Below are 23,520 nucleotides of genomic sequence, written 5' to 3'. Positions count from 1 at the left end.
GACGCCCGTGCGCGCGGGGTGCGAGGCTTGCGGCATGGAGCAGCAACAGCGGAACCCGCAGGCCGCAGCCCGGGTCCTGGTCGTCGACGACGACCCCACCGTCGCCGAGATCGTCTCGGGGTACCTCGACCGCGCCGGCTACGTCGTGGACCGGGCCGGCGACGGCCCCGACGCCCTCGCCCGGGCCGCCGCGCACCGGCCCGACCTCGTGGTGCTCGACCTGATGCTGCCCGGCATGGACGGCCTGGAGGTGTGCCGCCGGATCCGGGGCGAGGCCCCGGTGCCGGTCATCATGCTCACCGCGCGCGGCGACGAGGACGACCGCATCCTCGGCCTGGAGGTCGGCGCCGACGACTACGTCACCAAGCCCTTCAGCCCCCGCGAACTCGTCCTGCGCGTCCAGTCGGTGCTGCGCCGCGCCCGCCCCGCCCGGGCGGACGACGCCCCCGCCGACCCGCCGCCGGACACGCTCCACGCGGCCGGGCTGCGGGTCGACCCCGCGGCCCGCCGCGCCACCAAGAACGGCGTCGAACTCGCCCTGACCATCCGGGAGTTCGACCTGCTCGCCTTCTTCCTGCGCCACCCCGGCCGGGCCTTCGGCCGCGAGGACCTGATGCGCGAGGTGTGGGGCTGGGACTTCGGCGACCTGTCGACCGTCACCGTCCATGTCCGGCGGTTGCGCGGCAAGGTCGAGGACGACCCGGGCCGGCCCCGGCTCATCCAGACCGTGTGGGGGGTCGGGTATCGCTTCGACGCCCCCGGCCCCGCCGCCGAGCCGGAGGTCTGATCGTGCGTAACACCTTCCTGATCGCCCTCTTCGCCTTCCTCGGCGCCGCCGGGGCCGGCGTGCTCGGCGCGTGCGCGCTGCGGCTGATCCGGCGCCGCTCGCTGATCGCGCACCTCACCGTGGTCGCGGGCGTCGGCGTCACCGCGATGCTCGCGGGCACGCTCGCGGTCGCCCAGGCGATGTTCCTGTCGGGGCACGACCTGACCGTCGTCACGACCGTCGTCGCCATGGCCGCCGTGGTCTCGCTGGCCACCGCCCTGCTGCTGGGCCGCTGGGTCGTCGCCCGCAGCCACGCCCTCGCGCTCGCCGCCCGCTCCTTCGGCGACGGCGGCGGCTTCACCTCCCCGGAGGGCCCCGCGACCGCCGAACTCGCGGCGCTGAGCCGCGAGTTGGAGGCGACCAGCGTCAAGCTCGCCGAGTCCCGCGAGCGGGAACGCGCCCTGGAGACCTCCCGGCGCGAACTGGTCGCCTGGATCTCCCACGATCTGCGCACCCCGCTGGCCGGCCTGCGCGCGATGGCGGAGGCCCTGGAGGACGGGGTGGCCGCCGACCCCGACCGCTACCTCAAGCAGATCCGTATGGAGGTCGAGCGCCTCAACGGCATGGTCGGCGACCTGTTCGAGCTCTCCCGCATACACGCAGGCACCCTCACGCTCTCGCTCGCCCGGATGTCCCTCTACGACCTCGTCGGCGACGCCCTGTCGGGCGCCGACGCGCTGGCCCGCGAGCACGGCGTGCGGCTCGTCGGCGACCGGGTCGAGGCCCTGCCGGTGGAGGTGGACGGCCGGGAGATGAGCCGGGTCCTCGGCAATCTGCTGGTCAACGCCATCCGGCGCACCCCGGCCGACGGCACGGTCGCCGTCGCCGCCGAGCGCTCGGCCGACGGGGTGGTGCTGTCCGTGACCGACGGCTGCGGCGGCATCCCCGAGGCGGACCTGCCACGCGTCTTCGACACGGGCTGGCGCGGGACGCACGCCCGGACGCCCCCGGCGGGCGCCGGGCTCGGCCTCGCCATCGTGCGGGGCATCGTGGAGGCGCACCAGGGGCGGGCCACCGTACGGAACGTGCCCGGTGGCTGCCGTTTCGAGGTGGTGCTGCCCGCCGCCGCTTCCTGAACGCGGGCAGCACCACCGGTCCGGGAAGGCTACGCCGTGCGCATCCCCGCTTCGGCGAACTCCCGCATCCCCGCCTCGAAGCCCACCTCCGCCTTCCACCCCAGCTCGGCCCGCAGCCGCGCCGAGTCCGCCGTGATGTGCCGTACGTCGCCGAGCCGGTACTCGCCGGTCACGACCGGTTCGGGCCCGCCGTACGCCGCCGCGAGCGCGTGGGCCATCTCGCCGACGGTGTGCGGGGCGCCGCTGCCGGTGTTGTACGCGGTGAGCCCGCCCAGCGCCGGACTCGCCTCCAGCGCGGCCACGTTGGCGGCGGCCACGTCCCGGACGTGCACGAAGTCCCGCCGCTGGTGGCCGTCCTCGAAGACCCGCGGTGCCTCGCCGCGCGCGAGGGCCGAGCGGAAGAAGGAGGCGACGCCCGCGTAGGGGGTGTCGCGGGGCATGCCGGGTCCGTAGACGTTGTGGTAGCGCAGCGAGACCGCCGTGCCGCCGGTCGCGCGGGCCCACGCCGCCGCCAGGTGTTCCTGGGCGAGCTTGGTCGTGGCGTACACGTTGCGCGGATCGGCGGGGGCGTCCTCAGCGACGAGTCCGGGCGACAGGTCGGCGCCGCAGACCGGGCAGGACGGCTCGAACCTTCCCGCCTCCAGATCGGCGACGGCACGCGGGCCGGGGCGTACGACGCCGTGCCGCGCGCACTCGTAGCGCCCCTCCCCGTACACGACCATCGACCCGGCCAGCACCAGCCGTCGTACGCCCGCGTCGGCCATGGCCGTCAGCAGGGCGGCCGTACCGAGGTCGTTGCGGGAGACGTACTCCGTGGCGTCGGCGAACCCGGCCCCGAGGCCGACCATCGCGGCCTGGTGGCAGACGGCGTCGACGCCGGTCAGGGCGCGGCGGACGGCGTCGGTGTCGCGTACGTCCGCCGCGGGATCGGTGCGGACGTCGTACACGACGGGCTCGTGCCCGCGCGCGGCGAGCGCCTCGACGACATGGGACCCGATGAACCCGGCACTGCCGGTGACCAATACGCGCATGAGGTCACGCTAGGACGGGGAGGGGCGCCGGCGGCCCCCGCACGCCCGTCGCGTCACGACTTCGTAAGGGCTCCGACCGTCAGCGGGACGGTCACCGTGAACACCGTCGCGCCGGGCTCGCTCGTCAGGTCGATCCGGCCGCCGTGGGCCCGGACCAGTGACTGTGCGACCGCGAGACCCAGGCCGCTGCCGCCCCGGTCCCGGCTGCGGGCCTTGTCGACGCGGTAGAACCGGTCGAAGACGCGCGCCCGGTCGGCCGGCGGGATGCCGGGGCCGGCATCCGCGATGCGGACCTGGGCCCCGCCGCCCGCCACCGACACCGCCACGGACACCGGGGTGCCGGCGGGGGTGTGCATCGCCGCGTTGGTGAGCAGGTTGTCCAGGACCTGGCGGATGCGCTGGGGGTCCAGGCGCAGTTCCAGGGAGCCGGGCCCGGGGGCCACCGTCAGGGGGTGGTCGCCGTGCGCGACCCGGAAGGCGTCCGCAGCCTGCTCGACCAGCTCCACCAGATCCGCCACCTGCGGCCGCAGCGGCGTCTCGACCTCCGCCGCGTCCAGCCGGGCGAGCAGCAGCAGGTCGTCCAGGAGGAAGCCCATCCGGGCGGCCTCGGCGCGCAGCCGCGCCAGGTGCTTGTCGCGTTCCTCGGGGGCGTTGGCGGCGGCGTACTGGAAGAGGTCGGCGTAGCCGCGCACCGACATCAGCGGGGTGCGCAGTTCGTGCGAGGCGTCCGCGACGAAGCGGCGCAGACGCTGCTCCGCCTCCGCGCGCACCGCGAGGGAGTCGTCGATGTGCTCCAGCATCGTGTTGAACGCGGTGCGCAGCTCCTCCACCTCGGGCCCGCCGCCGCGCCCGTCGTGCCGTACCGGCAGTCGCCCCGAGTCGGTCAGGTCGTGCGAGGTGATGCCGCGGGCGGTGTGCGCCATGTCGCTCAGCGGCTTCAGGCCGCGGCGCAGCATGCCCCGCCCGAGCACCACGAGGGCCATGAGCGCGAGCCCGAAGGTGACGGCCTGGATGGTGATCAGCTGGCCGACGGTGTCCTCGATGTCCTCCATGGGCGCGGCGCTGACCAGCACCACACCGGGCTCGACCTCGCAGGCGCGCAGCCGGTACTCGCCCTTGCCCTTGAGGTGCTCGGTGCGCAGGACCTCGTCGTCCGCGCGGGCCTGCTGCCTGGCGACGGAGGTGAAGTCGTCGACGTCGGCGGGCAGGTCGGCGGGGTCCTCGGGCCTGCGCAGCACGGGAGTGCCGTCCGAGACGTCGTACACGGCGTAGTACCAGCTGTAGTACTTCTTGCCGGAGAGCGTGCCGTAGTCCGCGATGGACTTGGACTGGGCGACCTGGCCCTGCGCGAGCTGGGTGTCGAGCTGGGCCGACAGGTAGTCGCGCATGTACGTCGTCAGGGCGGTGCCGACCACCGCGAACACCACCAGCGACAGCACCCCGAGACCCAGCGCCAGCCGGGTCCCGAGCCGCATCCCGCGATACGCCCGCCGCAGCCGCCCGCTCACTCGGCCGCCTGCCGGATCACGTACCCGAAGCCGCGCACGGTGTGGATCAGCGGGGCGCCGCTGTCGTCGAGCTTGCGGCGCAGCCTGCTGACGACCAGCTCGACGACGTTGGAGCGGCCGCCGAAGCCGTACTCCCACACGTGGTCGAGGATCTGCGCCTTGGTGAGCACGGTCGGGGACTTGCGCATCAGATAGCGCAGCACCTCGTACTCGGTCGGCGTCAGCGTGAGCTGCTTGTCGCCGCGGCGGACCTCGCGGGTGTCCTCGTCCATCGTCAGGTCCGCCACCCGAAGGACGGAACGCTGGAAGCCGGGTCCGGCGCTGCGCCGCAGGACGGTGCGCAGCCGGGCCATGAGCTCCTCCACGGCGAACGGTTTGACCAGGTAGTCGTCGCCGCCCCGGGTCAGTCCCGCCACCCGGTCGGCGACGCCGTCGCGGGCCGTCAGGAACACCACGGGCACCATTTTCCCGGCTCCGCGCAGCCGGTCCAGGACGCCGAAACCGTCCACGTCGGGCAGCATCAGGTCCAGGACCACGATGTCCGGGTGGAACTCGGCGGCCAGCCGCAGCGCCTCCTCGCCGGAGTTGGCGGTGACCGCCTCCCAGCCCTCGTAGCGGGCGACCGTCGCGACGAGGTCGGCGATGGGCGGGTCGTCGTCCACGACCAGCAGGCGTACTTTCTCCACCCGTTCATACTGCGGCACCCGGCGCCGGTCCCCTCAGCCGGGTGCGGGCCCACGGCCACATCGATAACCAGTTGAAAGAAGTACGACAGCTTTTCGACAGCGACGGCCGGACAAGCTCGGTATCCACAGACGAGATCAAGGAGCTGTCACCCGTGACGACCGTCCAATCGCCCCCCGCGCCCCCCACGGCGGTACGCCCCAGGGTGGTCGCCCGCACGGGCCTGTACGCCCTGCTGGCCGCGAACGTGGCCGTGGTGCTCTACTTCTTCTTCGCCGCCGGCTTCGCCTCGAACGCGCTCATCGTGCTCGGCCGCCTCACCGGACTGGCCGGCGCGCTGCTGATGGCCTTCCAGCTGGTACTGGTGGCCCGGCTGCCGTGGCTCGACCGCCGGATCGGCATGGACCGGCTGACGTCCTGGCACCGCTGGACCGGCTTCAGTGTCCTGTGGGCCCTGCTGGCGCACGCCGTCTTCATCACCTTCGGCTACGCCGAGTCGTCCTCGCTGGACCCGGTGAACCAGCTGATCGACCTCGCCGAGACGGTCGAGGGCGTGCTGCGCGCCGTCGTCGCGCTGGGGATCATCATCGTGATCGGCGTGGTGTCGGCCCGGTTCGCGCGGCGCAGGCTGGCGTACGAGACCTGGCACTTCATCCACCTGTACACCTACGTCGCGGTGGTGCTGGCGTTCACGCACCAGGTCGCGGTCGGTACGTCCTTCACCTCCTCCTCCGCCGCGACGGCGTACTGGTACTGCGTGTGGGGCGTGGCCCTCGGCTCGGTGTTCACCGGCCGTCTCGTCCTCCCCCTCTGGCGGAACTGGCGTCACCAGTTCCGGGTCTCGGCGGTGGTCCCCGAGTCCCACAACGTCGTCTCGGTCTACGTCACCGGCCGTGACCTGGACAAGCTGCCCGCGCGGGCGGGCCAGTTCTTCCTGTGGCGGTTCCTGACCAAGGACCGCTGGTGGCAGGCCAACCCCTTCTCCCTGTCGGCGGCGCCGGACGGCACACAGCTGCGGCTCACGGCGAAGGCGGCCGGCGACGGTTCGGCGGCTCTGCGGCACCTCAAGGTCGGCACGCGCGTCTTCGCCGAGGGCCCCTACGGCGCCTTCACCGCGCTGCACCGCACCCGGCCGGAGGCGGTGCTCATCGCCGGCGGTGTCGGCGTCACCCCGATCCGGGCGCTGCTGGAGGAGCTGCACGGTCACGCGGTCGTGATCTACCGGGTCGCCTCGGACCAGGACGCGGTCCTGTACGGCGAGCTGGCCGAGCTCGCCCATGCCAAGGGTGCCGAGCTGCACCTGGTGACCGGCCCGGTCACGCCGGACAAGCTGGCCCCGGCTGAGCTGACCAGGCTGGTGCCTGACATCACCGACCGGGACGTCTTCCTGTGCGGCCCGCCACCGATGATGAACGCGGTGATCGGCAGCCTGCGCGAGGTGGGCGTGCCCAAGGAACAGGTCCACTTCGAGCGTTTCAGCCTGGCCGGCTGAGCGGGACGGGGAACACATCGTGAAGCGAGCAATACCTGTCCTGGTCCTCAGCATCGCGGGCCTGATCCCGGTCTGGCGCTACGAGCCGTCCCTCGGCACCACGACCACGGAGACCGCGTCGCCGGCCCCGACACCCTCGGCGTCGGCCCCCGCGGGCGCATCCGGCACCACCGTGGTCAAGGGCTCGACCGTGCGGACCGACAAGGGCCCGGTGCAGGTCCAGGTGACCTTCACGGGCACCAAGATCACGGCCGTGAAGATGCTCCAACAGCCCAACCACCCCCAGACCACGGCCGCGGTCCCGAAACTGATCGCGGAAACCCTGGAAGCCCAGGACGCCGACATCGACACCGTCTCCGGCGCCACCATCACCAGCGACGGCTACAAGGAGTCGCTCCAGGCCGCGATCGACGCGAACGGGAAGTCCGCGGCCGGCTCTTCCGCGTCCACCGCCCCGGAAACGGTCGACGGCTCGACCGTGCGGACCGACAAGGGCCCGGTACAGGTCCAGGTGACCTTCACGGGCACCAAGATCACAGCCGTGGAGATGCTCCAGCAGCCCAACCATCCCCAGACCACGGCCGCGGTCCCGCAACTCATCGCGGAAACCCTGGAAACCCAGGACGCCGACATCGACACCGTCTCCGGCGCCACCATCACCAGCGACGGCTACAAGGAGTCGCTCCAGGCCGCGATCGACGCGAGGGGCTGATCATGCACCGAGTCGAACACGTCATGGGCTTCCCGGTCTCGCTGCGGGTCGACGACGAGCACGTCGGCGAGGAGACGGCCGACGCCGTGTTCGCGTGGCTGCGCGAGGTCGACGCCCGGTTCAGCCCGTTCAGGGCGGACAGCGAGGTCTGCCGGCTGGACCGGGGCGAGATCGCGCGGCGCGATGTCAGCGCCGATCTGGACGAGGTGCTGGCGCTGTGCGAGGAGTACCGGCTCGCCACCGGCGGCGCCTTCGAGGTACGGCTGCCCGGACGTGGCCTCGACCCGTGCGCGGTGGTGAAGGGCTGGTCCGTGCAGCGGGCGGCGGAGCTGCTGCGGGCGGCCGGTGCGCGGCGTTTCGTCCTCAACGCCGGTGGTGACGTGGTCACTTCCGGCGGGCCCTGGCGGGTGGGGGTACGGCACCCCGAGCACGCCGACAAGCTGTGCACCGTGCTGGAACTGACGGACGGCGCGGTCGCCACGTCCGCCCGGTACGAGCGCGGCGACCACATAGTCGACGGCCGCACCGGGCGTCCGGCGACGGGTCTGCTGTCCCTGTCCGTCGTGGCGTCCTCCCTGACGCTGGCGGACACGGTTGCGACGGCCGGGTTCGCGATGGGCAGGGAGGGCGTCGAGTGGGCGGCGTCCCGGGAGGGCTGCGAGGTGTTCGCCGTGGACGCCGGGCGGAATGTCATGCGTACGGAAGGCTTTCCGGCGGTGTCGGCGGAGGCCCGGGCGGCGTGACGGATCGGACGCGGGGGCAGCGGACGGCACAGACGGGTCAGATGCGGGGCAGGTGACGGCTCAAAAGGTCGCGCAGCCGCTCCGCGTCCTGCTCGGTCTGCAGCCCTCGCTTGGGCAGGAACTCCACGAGCAGGATGTTCGGGTCCCGGCTGAGCAGGACCACGTGGTCGCGGGCCTCGCGGTAGCCGCGGAAAATGGACCAGCGCTGGACGAGGGTCGTGTGCACCGTCTCGGTCGCGATCCCCGTCTCGCTCACGGTCGTCCGGTACTCGCCCTGCCAGGAGACGGTGCGCAGCACGTGGTGGGCCTGGAGGCGCGGGATCGACCAGATCATGGCGGCGCAGAAGAGGGCGAGCACCGCTGACACCGCGGAGCCGTTCGACGCGGTCATCGCCAGTACGGCGGCTGCCCCGAACAGCCCGGTGAGGCCCCAGCGGACCAGAAACAGCCCTCGACGCCGCTCACGCACCAGGATGCCCGCGAGAATGTCGGCGCGTGTCGGCCGGTAGACCAGTTCGACCCGTTCGACCGTGTCCATCACTTCAACCCCTCCGGCAGTGAGACGGTCCCGTTGTAGGTCCCTGAGGTCCGCTCCGTCACATCCTGCTCGTACCGTATGCGCTGCCCGTCGTAGGGGATCAGGAAGGTGCACTTGAAGGTGTGCCCGGTGACCCGGTACGTGGCGGCGTCGAGGACGAGCGTCTCCTCGACGCCGCCGACGCTGATCCCGCTCTCGGGCGCGGCGACCCCGGCAGCACGCAACTGCCTTAGGGTCGGGGCGAGTTCGCGAAGGGCCTTTCGTACGACGCCCCGGTCCCGGACTCCGGTCAGCGGGGCGGAAGTCGTGCGGGCGCGCAGTTCGACGCGGCCGTCCGGTGTGGCGAGGGTGACCTCGTCGCCGTACCGCCGGAACGCGTCGAGTGCGGCGAGGGGGTCCTCCACCCGGTCCGCGAACTCCGGGTCGGTGACGGGCCCTTCTTCCCATGCCTCGGTGCCCGTCTTGACGTAAGCGGTCCCGTCGGCGACGTAGATCTCCTCGGGCTTGCTCACGCCCTTGCTCAAGGTGGCGCCGGTGGAGTGCAGGGCCCAGCGGTCGCCCGTGGTCCGGCGCACGGTGGCCGTGTAGGTCGCGGCGCTCTCCTGCCCCGGCAGGACCAGCCCCTCGCGGCCCCGCACCGCGAACGTCCACCCCTGCTGCCCGGCCATCGCCTCCTCGGCGCGGGCGAGGAACTCGGCGGCGGTGCGCGGCGGTTCGGCCTCGGCGGGGGCGGCCTGGGTGCGTTGGGCGGTGGGCTGTGCGGTGGGCTGTGCGGACCCCGCGGGCTTCCCCTCGTCCGCGGGGTCCGCACAGCCGGTCAGCACGGCGGCGAGCAGCACCCCCGGCAGGACGGCGGTCCTTCTCACGCGACGACCCTCCTGGCCCGACCGTGCAGCGTCAGATAGAAGGTCTGGAGGGATTCTCCGGGTCCGCCGAGCTCGAAGCGGTTGCGGACCTTCCCGAGCGGGTTCCAGACCCGGCCGTCCGGCATCCGTACGCCGACCGTCTGCCCGAAGTAGGCGCGCTGGTCGGCGTCGAAGTCCACCCACACCGCGCCCGCGCGACGCACGAGCACCTCACCGACGTAGGCACCGAGCCCGAACAGCGTGTCCCGCACCTGCTCGCGTCCGGTACCGCCCTTGCGCAGCCCGTCGATCAGGAAGTCCACGACGCGCAGACTGGCCACGGAGTAGTCCAGCGGCAACCGGTTGCGCGCGGTGACGCGGGCGACGAACTCCGCCGCACACGACCGCATGTTCCTGGTGCCCGTGCCACGTCCGTCCTGCGGACCCATGGGACCCCCACCCCTCTGCTCGATCAGCCGGGAGACCTGTTTCCGGTACTCCCGATCGATCAAGCGGATGCCGCCTCACGATCATCACGGGTCACGGGCGTGACGATGCGCACACAGGTAAGTCACAGCAGACGTACAACCTTTGGGGACTTGATCCGTCGGCGGCAACAGGACCGTTGGATGCCCGGGTCTGCGGTGACAGGATGTCTGATCATGGACGAGCACCCGGGAGATCCCATGAACGATCAAGGCACCCCTGGCTCTGCGGAAGGCTTCAGCGTCTTCGCCGTCGACGCCGACTGGCCGGAGTCACGGCAGGTCATGGGGCACGGCTACGACGAAGCCACCGGCGAGATCTATGTGCGCCTGTGGTTCGGCTCCCAGTACTACGACCCGCAGGTCGAGCACGTCACGGTCTTCAGCGCCTCCTCCGGCAACGCGGAGGCCGTCGAGACCTTGGAGCGGGCTCTGGACATGTACTACCACCCCGGCGACGAAAACCCGGCAAGCCTGCCGGCCTCCGAACCCGTCACCATCACCACAGACGGGACACCCATGCCGTTCGAACTCTGGCGCAACAGCGACAACCGTTACTGGGTCGCACGGGGATGCGTCGAGCGCACTGAACTGGTCCTGAACGGCTACGAGATCGAACCCAGCGAGCTCAACCTGGTCCGGGTGAGCGACCTGACCTCGTTCTCGAACCCGTTCGGGCCTCTCGGGTAACTGCCAGCGGGGCCGGCTCCGTCGAGAACACGGCCCCGCCTCTTCTGTCACTCCTCGTCGTCAGCGTACGACTCGTAGTGCGGCTGTGGCGCATAGCGCACCATGCTGAACGGTTTGAAGTCCCCATCCGTCAGCGCCCGGTGAATGAACTCCGCCGTACTCATCTCGTACCGGTGCCATTCCTCCGAAAAGTCCGTCCGCGCGATGATCGGCCAGTTTTCCGGCGCGCTGGCGTCGTCGGCCAGCCAGAAGTACTCATACCCTTCCGCAGCCGCACCCGCCCAGCGGATCAGACCGCCACGTCCAGGCTGGAAGATGTGGTACGGCTCGTAGACGCTCTCGGAGTCGGGAAACCGCCCGATGGCCCGGCGCAATCTCTTCAGGGCGTCGATCACTTCGAGGTGATTTCCCCCCTTCGAGGAATACAGGTAAAGAAAACCATTGAACTCACCGCGCCCGAAAGCCTCGCACAACTCCTTGAAGTCGGCGGGCAGCGGGACACCCAGCTCAGCCTCGATCTCGGCCCACTCCACCTGCACATGCTCCGGCCGGCGGCCGACCGCGTTCAGAATCTGCTCGACCCACGACATTCGCGTACTTCTCCTGACTAGGGAAACAGAACAAGGGGCTCCGCCCCAAGCATATGACGAAGCTTGGGGCGGAGCCGGTTCAACGGCGCCTCGGTACCCGGACCCGGGCTACGGCACGTTGGGTATCTTGATCACCTTCGACTGGCCGGTGGTCAAGCTCGTCCAGCTGATCGAAATGCTGTCCGGAATCGGATTATTCCCGGTGTAATTCGCATCCGCCTGGTAGTAGATCGTCTCTCCTCCCTTGACCCGTGCCGCCACTTCGTTTTCGAAGCTCGCCATAATTGGACTGTTGGCCTCGTTGTACAGGGTCACCAGATTGCGCAGGTCGGTACCACTGCCACCGAGTTGCTTCCCGATCAGGTGCCCACGCTGAACGTAGTCGAGGCCCTTCTTGTCGGCATTCTTCCGGCTGTAGTAGCCCTTCGGCACGCTCGACCAGTCGATCGGGAACTGCGTGCGCGTACCGAAGATCTTCGAGACGACCCCGGGGAACGCCTCGCTGCCGTCGTCCTTCTCGTAGTTGTAGTCACCGGGCGACAGGCACGCACGCCCGCCCTGGGCTCGGTTCTGGCTGTCCAGCGGCAGGTAGTAGACCGCGCTGCTCCCCTTGCTGCAGTTGTCCTGCCGCAGAGCGAAGTCGGCGTACGGACGCCACTCCACATCCTTCTCCGGCGTGGTGAGCCGGCCCAGGTTGTAGTTGTAACTCTCGCCGATCTTCGACTCGCGGGATGCCGTCGACGATCCGTCGAGGTCGAAGCCGAGCGTGTCCAGGAAGACGTAGACCGCAGTGCCGATGCCCGACGCCTTGCCGACGAACCTCAACGCACCGGACAGCTTGGACCCAGCCTTGGAAGCGGTGGAGTCGACCTCATTCGCCGCACTCTTGAGCCAGTCGCTCGCCGTGTCGGCCACGTCGCTGCAGATCCCGCAGTCGAAATGGCCGTCGATCTCGACGCTGCTGGTCGGGTTGCCGCCGGTGAACGCGTAGCGGTTGCCGGTGAACGGGTCGGTGCCGAGGTTCATGTCGGCGAGTGCCCCGTTGTACATGTCCCGCGTGGTGAAGCGGTTCAGGCCCGGGCTGTAGTTGCGGAAGCCCATGTCGTACGTCTCGGACTGGGCGTCCCACCGCTTGGCGCTGTAGCGGTACGGGTTGTAGGCCTCCTTCGTCGGGTCGGCGGCATCGGGCTTGTCGATTCCGGTGAAGTCGTCCTTGTCGTCCGACCCATAGGCGGTGTAGCCGTAAGTAGCCTTGGTGTTGCCGTTGTTGTCGGTGAGCGTCTCGACGTCGGTGTGGCTGTTGTAGCCGTAGTAGCCGTCCTCGGTCGTGCCGTCGCTGTTGTGCTTGATCTGCGACAACCGCTCGCCCCACGGGCTGTACTGGTACGACTTGGAAAGCTTGCCCGCGACCTCCTCACCGAGGACTTCGTTCGACAGACCGACGTAGGTGAAGTCGGTCGTCTTGCCGTCGGCCGTCTTCGATGTGGTGCGGTCCAGCGGATCGAAGGTGTACTTCGTCGACTTCAGCGCACCCGTGCCGTCCGCCTTCTGGGCCTCGATGACATGGTCGAAGCCGTCGTACACGCTCCGCTCGATCACGTTCCCGCCCGCGGTGACCGACTCGAGCCGGCCGAAGGGGTCGTACGTGTAGTTGGAGCTCTGGCCGCCCACGGAAGCGGTGTGCAGCCGGTTGCGATCGTAGTTGTAGGTGGTGGTGACACCCTTGACCGTCTGGCTGATGACGTTCGCGTTGTCATCGTGGACGTAGGTGTCCGTCCCTGCGCCGTTGCCGGTCTTGACCGACTTGGTGAGCCGGTCCGCAGGGTCATAGGTGTAGTCCGTGGTGGAGTCGAGATACGCCGTGTGGTTGTCGGCGTTCATCTTCTTCGCCACGTCCTGCGCCTTGTTGCCGTTGGCGTCGTAGGCATAGGTGTGGGAGGAGACGAGAGTGCCGTTCGGCTTCTTCTCCGCGCTGGTGTGGACGGCACCGTCGAGGAGGTACGCGTAGTCGACGGTGTTGCCGTTGGCCTTGGTCTCCTTCAGTGTCTGGCCGCGGTCGGTGTAGGTGTAAGACGTCACCTTCGGCGCAGTGTCCGTGGACGTCTTCCCGACCGAGACGGTCTTGACCAGCTCACGTAGATCGTAGGTGTACTTGGCGAACTGGTCGGTGTGGCCGACGGTCTCCGTCTGGCCGTTGGCGTCGTAGGTGTAGGACGTGACCTTCTTGTCCTGGCCCGCGAGCGCCTCGGTCACCTTCGCGACCTGGTTGAGGCCGGTGTAGGTGATGGTGTAGGCATCGATCTTCGCACCGGACGACGTGTCGTCGATGGACGTCATGTTGCCGTTGACGTCGTAGGAGTACGCGAAGGAGTTCTTCTCGCTGTCCGTCTCGCCCGTGGTGTCCCGGACGAGCTTCACTGCGTCGGCGACCACCGCGCCGGTGCCGTTCTGGAACAGCTGGAGCTTGGATCCGTTGCCCTGCTTGAAGGAGTAGGAGCCCAGCGAGACCCAGGTGCCCTGGTTGGCGGTCGCGTTCTGGTCGATCGTCTTGTCGACCGTGCCGCCGTCGTGAGTCACCGTGTACTTGGCGGTCGTTGCCGCGCCCGTCACCTTAGGGAACTTCACGTACGCGGTGTACGTGCCGTCCTTGGGGATGTTGAGCGTCCAGGTGTAGGCGTCCGTGCCCGCGCCGACCGCGTGGGTGGCGTGGTCGTAGCCGTGCTGGCCGGTGACCGAGGCCTTTGTCCAAGTGCCCGTCGAGGAGGTGTTCTGGGTGTCGGAGTTGTCCACCAGGACCACCGACTTGCCGACCGGCACACCGTCGTCCGACTTCGACCTCAGCTTGCCGTCGGGGTAGTAGGCCCAGCTCATGGTGCGGTCCGAGGACCCGCCGGCCGAAGTGAGCGTCCGCTTCACCTGCTGGCCGACGTTGTTGTACTCGAACGTGGTGACGATGTCCCACGGATCCGTGGAGGACTTGACCCAGCCGTTGTCGAAGTGCGTGAAGGTGGTGTCGTTGCGGACCGTCTCTCCTTCGGACGGCGGCAGCGAGCTCTTCACCACGCGGCCGACCGCGTCGTAGGTGGTCTCCGAGTAGACGTTCGCCTTGTTGTACCGGGCGTCCAACGGGTCGTAGGGCTGGTACTGCCGCTTGGGACGGTTGAGTTCGTCGTACTCGGTGCGCACCGCGAAGTCGTCGGGGTTGGCGGTTGCCGTACCGCGCGGTGTGATGACCCTGGTGGTGTTGCCCACCTGGTCGTACTCGAAGCGGGTGGTGCGCAGAGTGGTGCCCTTGTGCGGCACCTTGACCTCGGTCTGCTTGCCCCGCTCGTCGTACGTGATGGTGGTGGTGTTGTTCTCCTTGTCGGTCTTGGTGACGACCAGGCCGTCCTTGTCGTAGGACTGCTTGGTGATCTTGCCCGCCGCGTCGGTGATCTGGGTGACCCGGTGGTTCAGGTCGTACAGGGACGAAGAGGTGAGGTCGCTCGGGTCGGCGGTGGCGTTCTTCTTCGGGTCGACGACCTTGTTGACGTTGCCGACCTCGTCGTAGCCGTAGGAGATCTTGTCTCCGGCCGCGTTCTGGACCGACGTCAGCTGGTAGATCTCGTTATAGACGTTCGTCGTCATGTAGTCGGTGGCGTCCGCCGTCGTCAGCGAGCCCTTGGGCTCCGTCGACGTCTTCAGGTTTCCGACCTTGTCATAGGTGTATGTGGACGTTCGCGGGTCGGTGCTGTTGTTCGCCGGCGCGGTCGCCGACACCATCTGGTCCGCTTCGTCGTACACCGCCGTGGAGACGGCCCCTGTGGGCGACGTCGCCCTGGTGACGTTGTCGTTGGCGTCGTACTGCGGCTCCGGCGTGGTGATCAGCTCACCCTTCGCCTGGTCCTTCGGCACCGTGGAGACCTTCGGGCGCCCGAACGTGTCGTACGTCTGCGTGGTCACCTTCTGGTTGGCGTCGGTGACCTTGAGGACCTGACCACGCGCGTCGTACTCGTACTTCATCGGGTTGTCGAGCGCGTCGGTGATCGTGGCCGGATAACCGGTCGGCCCGAAGCCGGTGTTGACCGCCGAGTGGCCATTGGCGTCGGTGGCCTTGGTCAGCTGGCCGTAGGAGTCGTACTCGTACGAGGTCGTGTAGTCGCCGGCCGTCGCGGTGGCGACGCCCTTGGGGTCGGTGACCGTCTTCAGGTTGCCGAAGGAGTCATAGGTGAACTGCCACCTGCGCCCTTCCTGCGAGGTCTTGGCGAACAGGTCGGCCGAGTAGCCGTCCATACGGGTCTGGTACTCGTACTTGACCGTGTTCGCCGGGTACGTGCCCGGAGCACACTCCGACGGGGCCGGCACACCTGCCTTGTTGTTCTCCGCGTCCCGCATCCACAGCGGGTATCCGGTCTTCTGGTCGAAGCAGTAGGCGGTCTTGGCGCCGTTGTTCTCCTCCAGATACGTGACGTTGTTGTCCGTGTCCCAGCTCATCTTCGTCGTCTGGGACTTGGCATTGGTGGTCTGCACCGAGCGCCCGAAGTCGTCGGTCACATACGTCGTGGCGTGTGTCTCGGCGTCGGTCACCCTGGTGTCGGTGAACTTCGTGTTCGTGGCGTTCACCGCGTAGGTAAAGCCCGTGTCGTCGCCCAGCCGGTCGGTGATCGTCTTGGTCCACCAGTGGTACTTCGGGTCGTCGCCGGTCTGCGGGGCGTAGTACGCCAGCTTGGTGGCGTTGCCGCGCGGGTCCGCGACCTCGACCAGCTTGACGTTCTTGTTCCCCTGAGTGGCGTCATAGGTCAGCTTGAAGACCTTCGGCTGCGAGCTGCCCACGCCGTCGGTGAACTGACCGAGCAGTCCCTTGGTGGTGTAGTAGAACTCGACCTTGCGACCGGAGACGTCGGTGACGGACTTGATGTGGTCGTAGATCTTCGAGTTGTTCAGGTTGCCGGTGTCCGTGGTCAGGACGCCGGAGTCGTTCACGTACTGGTAGCCGTTCTGGCCCTTCTCCCAGTAGGTGACGACCAGGCTCTGACGGCCCGCCGGGTCGGTGATGTACTTGAGGAACTTCGTCGGCTTGTTGTTGGACTTGCGCTCCTCGTACGTGTACGTCTGCGTGTTGCCGTTCTTGTCGACGACCGACGTCAGATAGCCGTCGCAGCCGAACAGGAACCGCGTGCCGTCCGGCCGCGTCATCGTCCAGGCGTCCGGCACCGGGTCCTTGGCGGGCGTGCAGTCAAGGCCCGCCTTGGCAGCCAGCTTGAAGTGGACACCCGCGGGGGCCTTCCACACGCTGTTGGCGGCGTCCCAACGGAAGACGTGCGTGGTGCCGTCACCGTCCGGCAACCGGATCTCGGTGGGGTTGGGCTTGGGATGGAACTCCAGCGGCGCACCCAGCCGGATCGGGCCCGCGGCCTGCATCGACCACCCGTGGCCCGACACGGTGTCGGACGTGTCCAACGAGTTGTAGGCGACGCGGAAGAACGTGTTGAGACCGCGCCCCGGATTGTTGAACGCGTTGTACGACCACACCGTGTTGCCCGAGGCGAGGTTGTTCATCACCGTCGAGCCCGCGCCGGTGTTCTTACCGGTGTAGGAGTAGAACTTCTCCAGCCCGAGGGCGTTGGACGTCGGGTCCTCCACCGCTACGTTCTGCTTCAGCGACGGGATCCCGCCGGTGCCGGCGGACAGCCAGCTGCCGTCGGAGACCTTCTTGATGTCCCAGCCGAGCACGTACTCGGTGCGCTTGCTGCCCGAGTCCGAGTTGATCGGCGTCTTGACCTGCGCCTGGACGGTCGCGGACTGGCCGGGGCTCAGGGCCGGGATCGCCGTGGAGAGCTGGTTGCCGCCGGTCGTCACGTCCGTGCCGTCGGGCAGCTTCCAGGTGTACGACAGCTGCCGCTCACCGCTCGCCCACGCGGAGCTCGTGGTGTTGGTGACCGTGAAGTCCACCGTGTACGTGGAGTTCGGGGTCATGCGGGCCGGGGTCTGCGGCGCGTAGTACGTGTCCTCGGTGGTCGAGTCGACGTAGATCACGCGCAGGAGCGGGCCGAGCTGCTGGTCGGAGGCCTCGGAGGCCAGGAACACCGTCCGCTCCTGCGGGCCGGTGGCCGACTCGTCCTTCAGCTTGATCAGGGCGCCCTTGTTGGACGAGGGGGTCTTCACCCAGCCCTGGGTCAGGGAGGTGGCGTCCCACCAGTGCCGGCCCACTTCGGAGACCTGGGCGACGGTGTCGGAGACCGTCGCGGAGAAGTCGCCGCCGGCCGTCGTCCACGCGGTGCCGGTGGCGGCGCTGTTCCAGGTGGCCTGGGTCTCGTTGAAGTCCCGGTTCAGACCGTGGAGTTCGTAGATCGCGCCGTCGGTGCCGGTGGTGGTCTCCGCGCCCCACATGAACAGCCGCGATTCCAGCACCGTGGCGGTGGTGGGCAGAGTGCCGGTGGGGAACTTCAGCGCCGTACGGGTCTTGCCGTACGTCGGTGAGTTGTTGCCCACCGTCAGCCAGTTCTGGCCGGCACCCGCCGAGTCGATGGTGTCGAGGTTGGTGGTCGCCGCCGTGGACGAGAGGGTGGTGTCCGCGGTGCCGGACGCGGTGCCCTGGATCAGCCGCATGGTGCGGCCCGCCTTGGGCACGCCGACGATGCGGGTGGGCGAGCCGAGCAGCTGGCCGTCGGCCGTCTTCACCGCGATCTGGTAGTAGTACGACCGCCCGATCTCCGCGCTGGAGGAGTCCGGCGTCGGGGTCGCGGTGGTGTCCGTGTAGGTCGTCGCGCCCTTGTCGATCGGGGCCACCAGGGTGGCCGCGGACGGCGTGAACGCCTGCTGCGTGGAGCGGTGCAGCTGGTACTCGGCGATGTTCAGGTCGGCGTCACCGGTGGTGTTGGAGTACGCCTTCCAGCTCAGCTCCGGGCCCGTGGAGTGGATCACGGTGGGCGAGTTCAGCTCGGTGCCGACCTTGCCGAACGTCACCGTCAGCCGCGGGATCGTGGCGGTCTCGCCGCCGTAGTCGCCGTCACCGGACTCGTAGCGGGGGCCGCCGAGCGGGTTGTTCGCCTCGTCGGTCGCCTTCAGCACGAAGCCGTGGTTGGCGGCGGTGCCGTCGATCCACTTCTGCACCGTGTCGCCGACCGGGAAGCTGTGCCAGCGGTTGTACTGGCCCGCCGACTTGGTGATCTTCGCCGGGTCGACCAGCCGCACCGCGTCCGCGACCAGCGCCTGGCTGGTCGCCACCGAGGTGTCCTTGAGCTCGACCTTGTAGGCGCCGCCCTTGTTGAAGGTCAGCTCGTTGCTGTCGCCGCCCAGCGGCGTCCACACACCGCCCGTGCCGGTGGTCTGGTTGACGGTGTAGGTGCTGGTCGCACCGCCGGCCGCGGTCACCGTGTAGGGGGCGTTCGTGGCCCGGTTGGTGCCCTGCACGTAGTGTGCGTCGACCCGGTAGGAGGCCGTCTCCGGCACCCGCACCGGCCAGGTGAACTTGTCGCCGGTGATCGAGTCGAGGTTGTAGCGGAAGGTGTCCCCGACGGCGTTCGTCGTCGCCGCCGAGGTCGGCCAGGTGCCGACCGCCGCCGTGCCCGCGTCCTCGTCGTCGACCTGGACCGTCGTGGCGGACTGCTCACCCACCAGCGAGCTGGTGTTGGACCAGGTCGCCGTCGACTCGTCCCAGGCCCCGGTGGCCCGGTACACGCCGATCTGGGTACTGGTGGTGGCGGTGGTGTGCGCCTGGTCGTAGTACATCTCCAGCCGCGCCGAGTCGATCTTCGTGCCCGACGGGATCTCGTCCAGCGGGAACTTGATCAGCGAGCGGGAGTTCGCGGTGCTGGAGGTGCGGCCGGCGGAGAGCTTCCAGGTGGTGTTGAAGTTGGTGGACGGCTGGTCCGAAAGGACCATCGTGTCCTGGGACTGTGAGGGCGAGGGCGCGATCGTGATCGTCGGGTCGATGACGACCGGGTACTGGCGGTCCTTCGACGCCAGCCACTTCGCGTCCGGCGTGACCGTCAGCTTCCAGGACTTGCCGTCCCGGGTCAGCTTCTGCGTGACCTTCGTGCTGTAGGTCCGGCCGAAGACGGAGGCGTCCGCCTTCTTCGCGTCCGTCATGTACGGCGCGGGGATCACCATGACCGGCGTGTGCGGCAGCTCGCCGTACAGCGCGACCGAGCCGTCCTTGCGGGCCTTCGGTATCAGCCCGTCGGTGTCCAGCGTGAAGGTGAACTTCAGCGGGCCGTCGGGGCGTTCGGCGAGGGTGATGTTCTCCTTCACCCGGCCCGGACCGACCACGTACTCCAGGTCCGCGCCCGCGACCGCGTCCCGGTAGACGACCGTGGAACCCTTGGCCTTCGGCTTCAGGCCCTTGTCCGCGCCGTCGAGACCCAGGGTGACCGAACGGCCGTCCGGGGACTGGAAGCGCACCAGCCGGTCCGACTCCGCGCCGAACCAGCTTCGGCCCTCGTTCGTCGTGTTGGCGAACTCGAAACCCTTCGCCGCGGACGCGCGGACCGTCGTGTCGACCGGCTTCCAGGACTTCTTCTTGCCGGCCCCGGAACGGTATGACGTCGGCACTGCCGACAATTCCGCTTCGACACGTCCGTCCGACAGCTGCCAGAAGCGTGCGTTTGCCGTTCGTTTACCCGCAAGCTCCCTGACCCGCTTGGCCTTGGGGTCACTCTTGGCCCAGGTGACTTTCTCCCGGTCCGCTATCCCCAATTCATCGTGGGACGGCGGCTTGTCCAGCTCTCCGCTGTCGTCGTCGTCCGCGAACCAGCCCTTGACGGTGTCGAAAATCCCCTTATCGTCACCGTCGTCAGCGGGCGCCGCATACGCTACCTGGGGCAACGCGGTGCTCGTCACCGCGGCTACCACCAGGCACGCTATCAGCCTGCCCAGTCTGGGTTTCACGCCAAACCTTTCCTCATGCGTCGTGGCACAAACGTGCCGCCGAAATTCGCCCCGCCGCGGGAAAACGAGCCCACAGGCAGGGGCGCCGGGTTTCTATTCATTTCGCTGACGCACTGTCAAGTGGCTGGACAATACGGACTTTTGACCTTGGGAAGTCGCTGGTTGCCCGATATTTCCCCTCGTTGGACATCGACGGAGAACCTCGGCTATAACCCGGGCGGTTCGATCCGATCACTCGTATTCCGAAGGGGGACTTTCATGGCCGGCGACACACAGGAACCCACGACGCCATCACTTTTCCGGCGCGCGGACCGTTCCGGCCTCGTCATCGCGGGCGCGGTGCTGGCCGCCTGCGCGGGCCTCGTCGTCTACGGCGTCCTCGACTCCGGCGAGGGCGGTGACAAGGGGTCCGAGCGCAGCGTCCCGACCGCCTCGGTGACCTACGAGGTGACCGGCGAGGGCTCCGCCGACATCACCTTCCAGGCCCGCAGCGAGGCCGGAACGGCCACCGTCGTCAAAGCCGCCGCCCTGCCCTGGCGCAAGACCGTCGACGTCCCCGTCGGCCGGGACCCGATCGTCAGCATCGTGCTCACCGAGAAGGGCGGGCAGGCCCGCTGCACCCTCGCGATCCGCGGCCGGCACGTCCAGAGCGCCACCGCCACCGGCACGTTCGGACGGGCCACCTGCACCGGTGCCCTGCCCGCCGAGCCCGCGACCGCGAGCTGACCTCACCCGCTTCAGCGCCCCAGCAAGGAGTACCCCGTGCAAGCCCTTCCCCGGCAGGTTCTGATCACCGCCGCAGCCTTCAGCGCCCTGGCGATGACCTCCGCCTGCGCCGGGCAGGACGACCAGCAGACCCCGGCCGCCGGCTCGGTCGAGGTGTCACGGTCACCCGAGGAGGCCCCCACCCGCAGCGCATCGCCCAGCGCCTCCGGCTCCCCCTCCGCCGGCCCCTCCGCATCGGCCTCCGGCCGCGTGTCCGCCTCGCCCTCGGCGTCCGCCTCCGCATCGGACAGCGCCACCGGCGAGACCGCCGGTGGGGCCAGCGGCTCCCCTGCCACGGCGGCCGCACCGGCCCCTGCCGCACCCGACTTCCCGGTACCGGTCGAGACCGGCGACGCCACCCAGCTCATCACGGTCGAGGCCGGCGGCTCCTACGCCACCGTCACCGCCTGGGCCAAGGGATCCTCGGGCTGGAAGGCGCAGTTCAGCACGGGCGCAGCCCGCGTCGGCTCCAACGGCGTGACCGACGGGGCCACCCGCCGGCAGGGCACGTACACCACGCCCACCGGCACGTACACCATCACCGAAGGCTTCGGCAACGAGGCGGGCGGCACCGCCATGCCGTACCACCGGGTCACGAACGACGACTGGTGGGTGGAGGACCCGGAGTCGAAGTTCTACAACTCCATGCACGGCGAAGCCGGCGCGGACTTCCCGCTCACCGAGTCCGGCGACCGCGGCAGCGAGCACCTGGTCGACTACCCGGTCCAGTACGCCAAGGCCCTCGTCATCAACTTCAACCGGTGGCCCGCCACGCCCGGCCGCGGGGCCGGCATCTTCCTCCACGTCAACGGCAGCGGCGCCACCGCCGGCTGCGTCTCCGTGCCCCGGGCCACCATGGACCGCATCATGAGCTGGATGACGCCCGCGGCCCACCCCCGGATCGCCATCGGCTGACCGCGAGCAGTGCCGCCGAGCCGCCGAAGAGCACCGCCGTGATCAGCAGCCAGCGGGGCAGGAAGACGTCCGTGGACATGCCCGTGCCGCGGGCGTACCGGTCCGCCACCTGGCCGGTGATCAGGGGGAACCACACCAGCAGGAGCAGCAGGGACAGCGCGGCGGGGACGCGGACGTACGGCATCCAGCGCCGGCGGTCGAGCACCTCGGAACCTCGCAGCAGCGCCTGATCCGCCGCGCCGTACAGCGGCACGAGGACGAGGTCATGGACGATCGCCGCCCCCACGAACCACAAAGCGACCTCGAACCAGTCGTCCTCCAGCAGCCGTAGCCCCGCGTACGCGGCGAGCGCGAACGAGCAGAGGAGAAGGAGGAGTTGAAGGGGGCTGCCGACCGGGATCGGCCTGGGGCGTCGCATCACAGGTCTCCGAACGTCAGGCGCGCGACCCACTTGGTGTTCAGCACACCGGGCGCGGCGGGCACGATGATCCGCGCCGGGTAGCCGTGGTCGGGCGTCAGGTCCTCGCCGTTGACGGACAGGGCCAGGAGGGAGCGGGCGTCGGCGACCTGGTTGGAGCGCAGCGCTGCCTTCCGGAAGGCGCCGCTGCGCTGGAGCGACTCGACGAACACGTCCGGTGGGTCGCCGTCGTAGCCGACCAGCGCCGCCAGGTCACGCAGCCGTACGCCGCGCCACCACTGGTCGGACGTCGACCAGCCCTCCACGCAGGCGATGGGCAGGGCCGCGCTGTGCAGCTTCATGCCGAGCAGATCGGCGCGGGTGAGGCGGACCGTCCGGCCGTCCCGGCCCTCGACGACCAGGCGCCAGGCCTCCTCGCTGGTCTCCGCCTCCCGGATTCCCGCGTACGTGGCTGTCTTGTTGATCTGGAAGCCGCCGGGCCCGCTGCCCGGTTCGTCGCCGCCGTGCGGGGCGAGGAGCGCGGTGCGGCGCAGGGCGCCGTCGAAGTTCTGCCCGACCGTGGTCAGGAACAGCAGCAGTGAGCCACCGCCCACGAACCAGAGTGCGCCACGCCGGGAGACGGTCGGCTCGGCGGGGCTCGGCGGGACCAGGTCATTCTTCTCCTCCCGCAGTTGGCGCAGGTTGCGCCAGGCCGTGGGCGCCTTGAGCACCGCATGCGCGACGAAGGCGGCGATGAACACCCACGCCCCGTAGAAGTGCAGGGTGTAGAAGGAGCCGGGGAAGATGTAGTCGAGCTGGATGTTGAGCACGCCCGTCACGAACTCGAAGAGCGCGCCCCCGACCAGGAGCAGCAGCGAGAGCCGTTCCAGCGCGTGGGTGAGGGACCGGGCCGGTGGCAGGGTGAAGAGCCTCGGTACGACCGACCACAGTTTGGCCAGCAGCACGGGGATCAGGGTGATGCCGAGGGTGACGTGGATGCCCTGGTTGAGCCGGTACAGCCAGTGCGGGTCGGTCGGCCAGGAGAACAGGTAGAAGCCGAGGAGGCCCTTGTCCGGCGTCTTGTCGTTCACCGGCGACAGGTCGGGGTTGTAGGCGGCGTAGGACACGAGGCCCGTCACGAACAGCACCGTGATCCCGCCGAGCAGGACGACGCCGAGCACCGAGGTCAGCCAGGGGCCGCGCAGCGGGCTGCGCCAGAAGGAGGGGGAGAAGGGAGACCGAGCCATGCGCCGACCGTAGGCCGGTCCGGGGCCGGAGAGGCCGTGGTGAACCATGACGAATCTCTGACGTCCGCGCCCGTCACGCGTCCGGCGGACCCCGGAGGTCCTAGCGTC

18 protein-coding genes are annotated in these 23,520 nt (G+C 69.3%); 8 read left to right on the top strand and 10 right to left on the bottom strand.

The window, feature by feature from the left end:
- The first annotated feature begins 34 nt into the window (after positions 1 to 34).
- Positions 35 to 787, top strand: coding sequence for a response regulator transcription factor (locus tag ACIRD7_RS01380; protein ID WP_403448138.1), 753 nt, complete (start codon positions 35 to 37; stop codon positions 785 to 787).
- A 2-nt stretch (positions 788 to 789) separates the two neighbouring features.
- Entirely contained in the window at positions 790 to 1,902 is a 1,113-nt protein-coding gene (locus ACIRD7_RS01375) for a sensor histidine kinase (protein WP_403448135.1), read from the top strand.
- 29 nt (positions 1,903 to 1,931) lie between these two features.
- Here the strand turns inward: ACIRD7_RS01375 and ACIRD7_RS01370 are convergent, their stop codons facing one another.
- From ACIRD7_RS01370 to ACIRD7_RS01360, 3 genes are read right to left on the bottom strand one after another with little or no spacing between them, the layout of a single operon-like run.
- On the bottom strand, positions 1,932 to 2,933 hold the full coding sequence (locus ACIRD7_RS01370) for an NAD-dependent epimerase/dehydratase family protein (protein WP_403448128.1): 1,002 nt from the start codon (positions 2,931 to 2,933) through the stop codon (positions 1,932 to 1,934).
- 53 nt (positions 2,934 to 2,986) lie between these two features.
- Positions 2,987 to 4,441, bottom strand: a complete 1,455-nt coding sequence (locus ACIRD7_RS01365; protein WP_403448118.1) for an ATP-binding protein — start codon at positions 4,439 to 4,441, stop codon at positions 2,987 to 2,989.
- On the bottom strand, positions 4,438 to 5,127 hold the full coding sequence (locus ACIRD7_RS01360; RefSeq protein WP_403448115.1) for a response regulator transcription factor: 690 nt from the start codon (positions 5,125 to 5,127) through the stop codon (positions 4,438 to 4,440). Before ACIRD7_RS01360 ends, ACIRD7_RS01365 begins: the two co-directional genes overlap by 4 nt.
- Before the next feature lie 152 nt (positions 5,128 to 5,279).
- On the opposite strand from ACIRD7_RS01360, the gene ACIRD7_RS01355 reads away from it, so the two are divergent.
- From ACIRD7_RS01355 to ACIRD7_RS01345, 3 genes are read left to right on the top strand one after another with little or no spacing between them, the layout of a single operon-like run.
- The gene (locus ACIRD7_RS01355) at positions 5,280 to 6,617 is read left to right on the top strand and encodes a ferric reductase-like transmembrane domain-containing protein (RefSeq protein ID WP_403448113.1); all 1,338 of its coding nucleotides are present in this window, start codon (positions 5,280 to 5,282) and stop codon (positions 6,615 to 6,617) included.
- Between the two features lie 19 nt (positions 6,618 to 6,636).
- Positions 6,637 to 7,329 carry an FMN-binding protein gene (locus ACIRD7_RS01350; protein WP_403448112.1) on the top strand — a complete coding sequence of 231 codons (693 nt, stop codon included), beginning with the start codon at positions 6,637 to 6,639 and terminating at the stop codon, positions 7,327 to 7,329.
- Between the two features lie 2 nt (positions 7,330 to 7,331).
- Positions 7,332 to 8,072, top strand: coding sequence for an FAD:protein FMN transferase (locus tag ACIRD7_RS01345; RefSeq protein WP_403448109.1), 741 nt, complete (start codon positions 7,332 to 7,334; stop codon positions 8,070 to 8,072).
- 37 nt (positions 8,073 to 8,109) lie between these two features.
- On the opposite strand, the gene ACIRD7_RS01340 is transcribed toward ACIRD7_RS01345, so the two are convergent.
- From ACIRD7_RS01340 to ACIRD7_RS01330, 3 genes are read right to left on the bottom strand one after another with little or no spacing between them, the layout of a single operon-like run.
- Entirely contained in the window at positions 8,110 to 8,610 is a 501-nt protein-coding gene (locus tag ACIRD7_RS01340; RefSeq protein WP_403448106.1) for a YcxB family protein, read from the bottom strand.
- On the bottom strand, positions 8,610 to 9,476 hold the full coding sequence (locus tag ACIRD7_RS01335) for a hypothetical protein (protein WP_403448105.1): 867 nt from the start codon (positions 9,474 to 9,476) through the stop codon (positions 8,610 to 8,612). Before ACIRD7_RS01335 ends, ACIRD7_RS01340 begins: the two co-directional genes overlap by 1 nt.
- Positions 9,473 to 9,904 (bottom strand): hypothetical protein, encoded by a 432-nt coding sequence (locus ACIRD7_RS01330; RefSeq protein WP_403448102.1) that lies wholly within the window; start codon positions 9,902 to 9,904, stop codon positions 9,473 to 9,475. Before ACIRD7_RS01330 ends, ACIRD7_RS01335 begins: the two co-directional genes overlap by 4 nt.
- A 237-nt stretch (positions 9,905 to 10,141) precedes the next feature.
- On the opposite strand from ACIRD7_RS01330, the gene ACIRD7_RS01325 reads away from it, so the two are divergent.
- Complete coding sequence (locus tag ACIRD7_RS01325; RefSeq protein ID WP_403448099.1) at positions 10,142 to 10,630, top strand: hypothetical protein; 489 nt, start codon at positions 10,142 to 10,144, stop codon at positions 10,628 to 10,630.
- Positions 10,631 to 10,677: 47 nt separating this feature from the next.
- Here ACIRD7_RS01325 and ACIRD7_RS01320 read toward each other — a convergent pair whose 3' ends face one another.
- Together ACIRD7_RS01320 and ACIRD7_RS01315 are read right to left on the bottom strand one after the other, a co-directional pair.
- The gene (locus ACIRD7_RS01320) at positions 10,678 to 11,220 is read right to left on the bottom strand and encodes an SMI1/KNR4 family protein (RefSeq protein ID WP_403448098.1); all 543 of its coding nucleotides are present in this window, start codon (positions 11,218 to 11,220) and stop codon (positions 10,678 to 10,680) included.
- A gap of 108 nt (positions 11,221 to 11,328) precedes the next feature.
- The gene (locus ACIRD7_RS01315; RefSeq protein ID WP_403451598.1) at positions 11,329 to 19,083 is read right to left on the bottom strand and encodes a DNRLRE domain-containing protein; all 7,755 of its coding nucleotides are present in this window, start codon (positions 19,081 to 19,083) and stop codon (positions 11,329 to 11,331) included.
- 1,263 nt (positions 19,084 to 20,346) lie between these two features.
- Between ACIRD7_RS01315 and ACIRD7_RS01310 the strand changes: the two genes are divergently transcribed.
- Both ACIRD7_RS01310 and ACIRD7_RS01305 read left to right on the top strand, forming a co-directional pair.
- Positions 20,347 to 20,814 carry a hypothetical protein gene (locus ACIRD7_RS01310; RefSeq protein WP_403448097.1) on the top strand — a complete coding sequence of 156 codons (468 nt, stop codon included), beginning with the start codon at positions 20,347 to 20,349 and terminating at the stop codon, positions 20,812 to 20,814.
- A 36-nt stretch (positions 20,815 to 20,850) separates the two neighbouring features.
- Positions 20,851 to 21,768 (top strand): L,D-transpeptidase family protein, encoded by a 918-nt coding sequence (locus tag ACIRD7_RS01305; protein ID WP_403448095.1) that lies wholly within the window; start codon positions 20,851 to 20,853, stop codon positions 21,766 to 21,768.
- On the opposite strand, the gene ACIRD7_RS01300 is transcribed toward ACIRD7_RS01305, so the two are convergent.
- Both ACIRD7_RS01300 and ACIRD7_RS01295 read right to left on the bottom strand, forming a co-directional pair.
- Positions 21,719 to 22,186 (bottom strand): hypothetical protein, encoded by a 468-nt coding sequence (locus tag ACIRD7_RS01300; protein ID WP_403448092.1) that lies wholly within the window; start codon positions 22,184 to 22,186, stop codon positions 21,719 to 21,721. The genes ACIRD7_RS01305 and ACIRD7_RS01300 overlap by 50 nt on opposite strands.
- A complete protein-coding gene (locus ACIRD7_RS01295) occupies positions 22,186 to 23,412 on the bottom strand; it encodes a molybdopterin-dependent oxidoreductase (RefSeq protein ID WP_403448089.1) in 1,227 nt (408 codons plus the stop codon). Before ACIRD7_RS01295 ends, ACIRD7_RS01300 begins: the two co-directional genes overlap by 1 nt.
- Positions 23,413 to 23,520 lie beyond the last annotated feature (108 nt).

The sequence above is a fragment of the Streptomyces sp. NPDC093568 genome (assembly GCF_044764945.1).
Taxonomy (GTDB): domain Bacteria; phylum Actinomycetota; class Actinomycetes; order Streptomycetales; family Streptomycetaceae; genus Streptomyces.
This window is presented reverse-complemented; position numbering and strand designations above follow the sequence as displayed.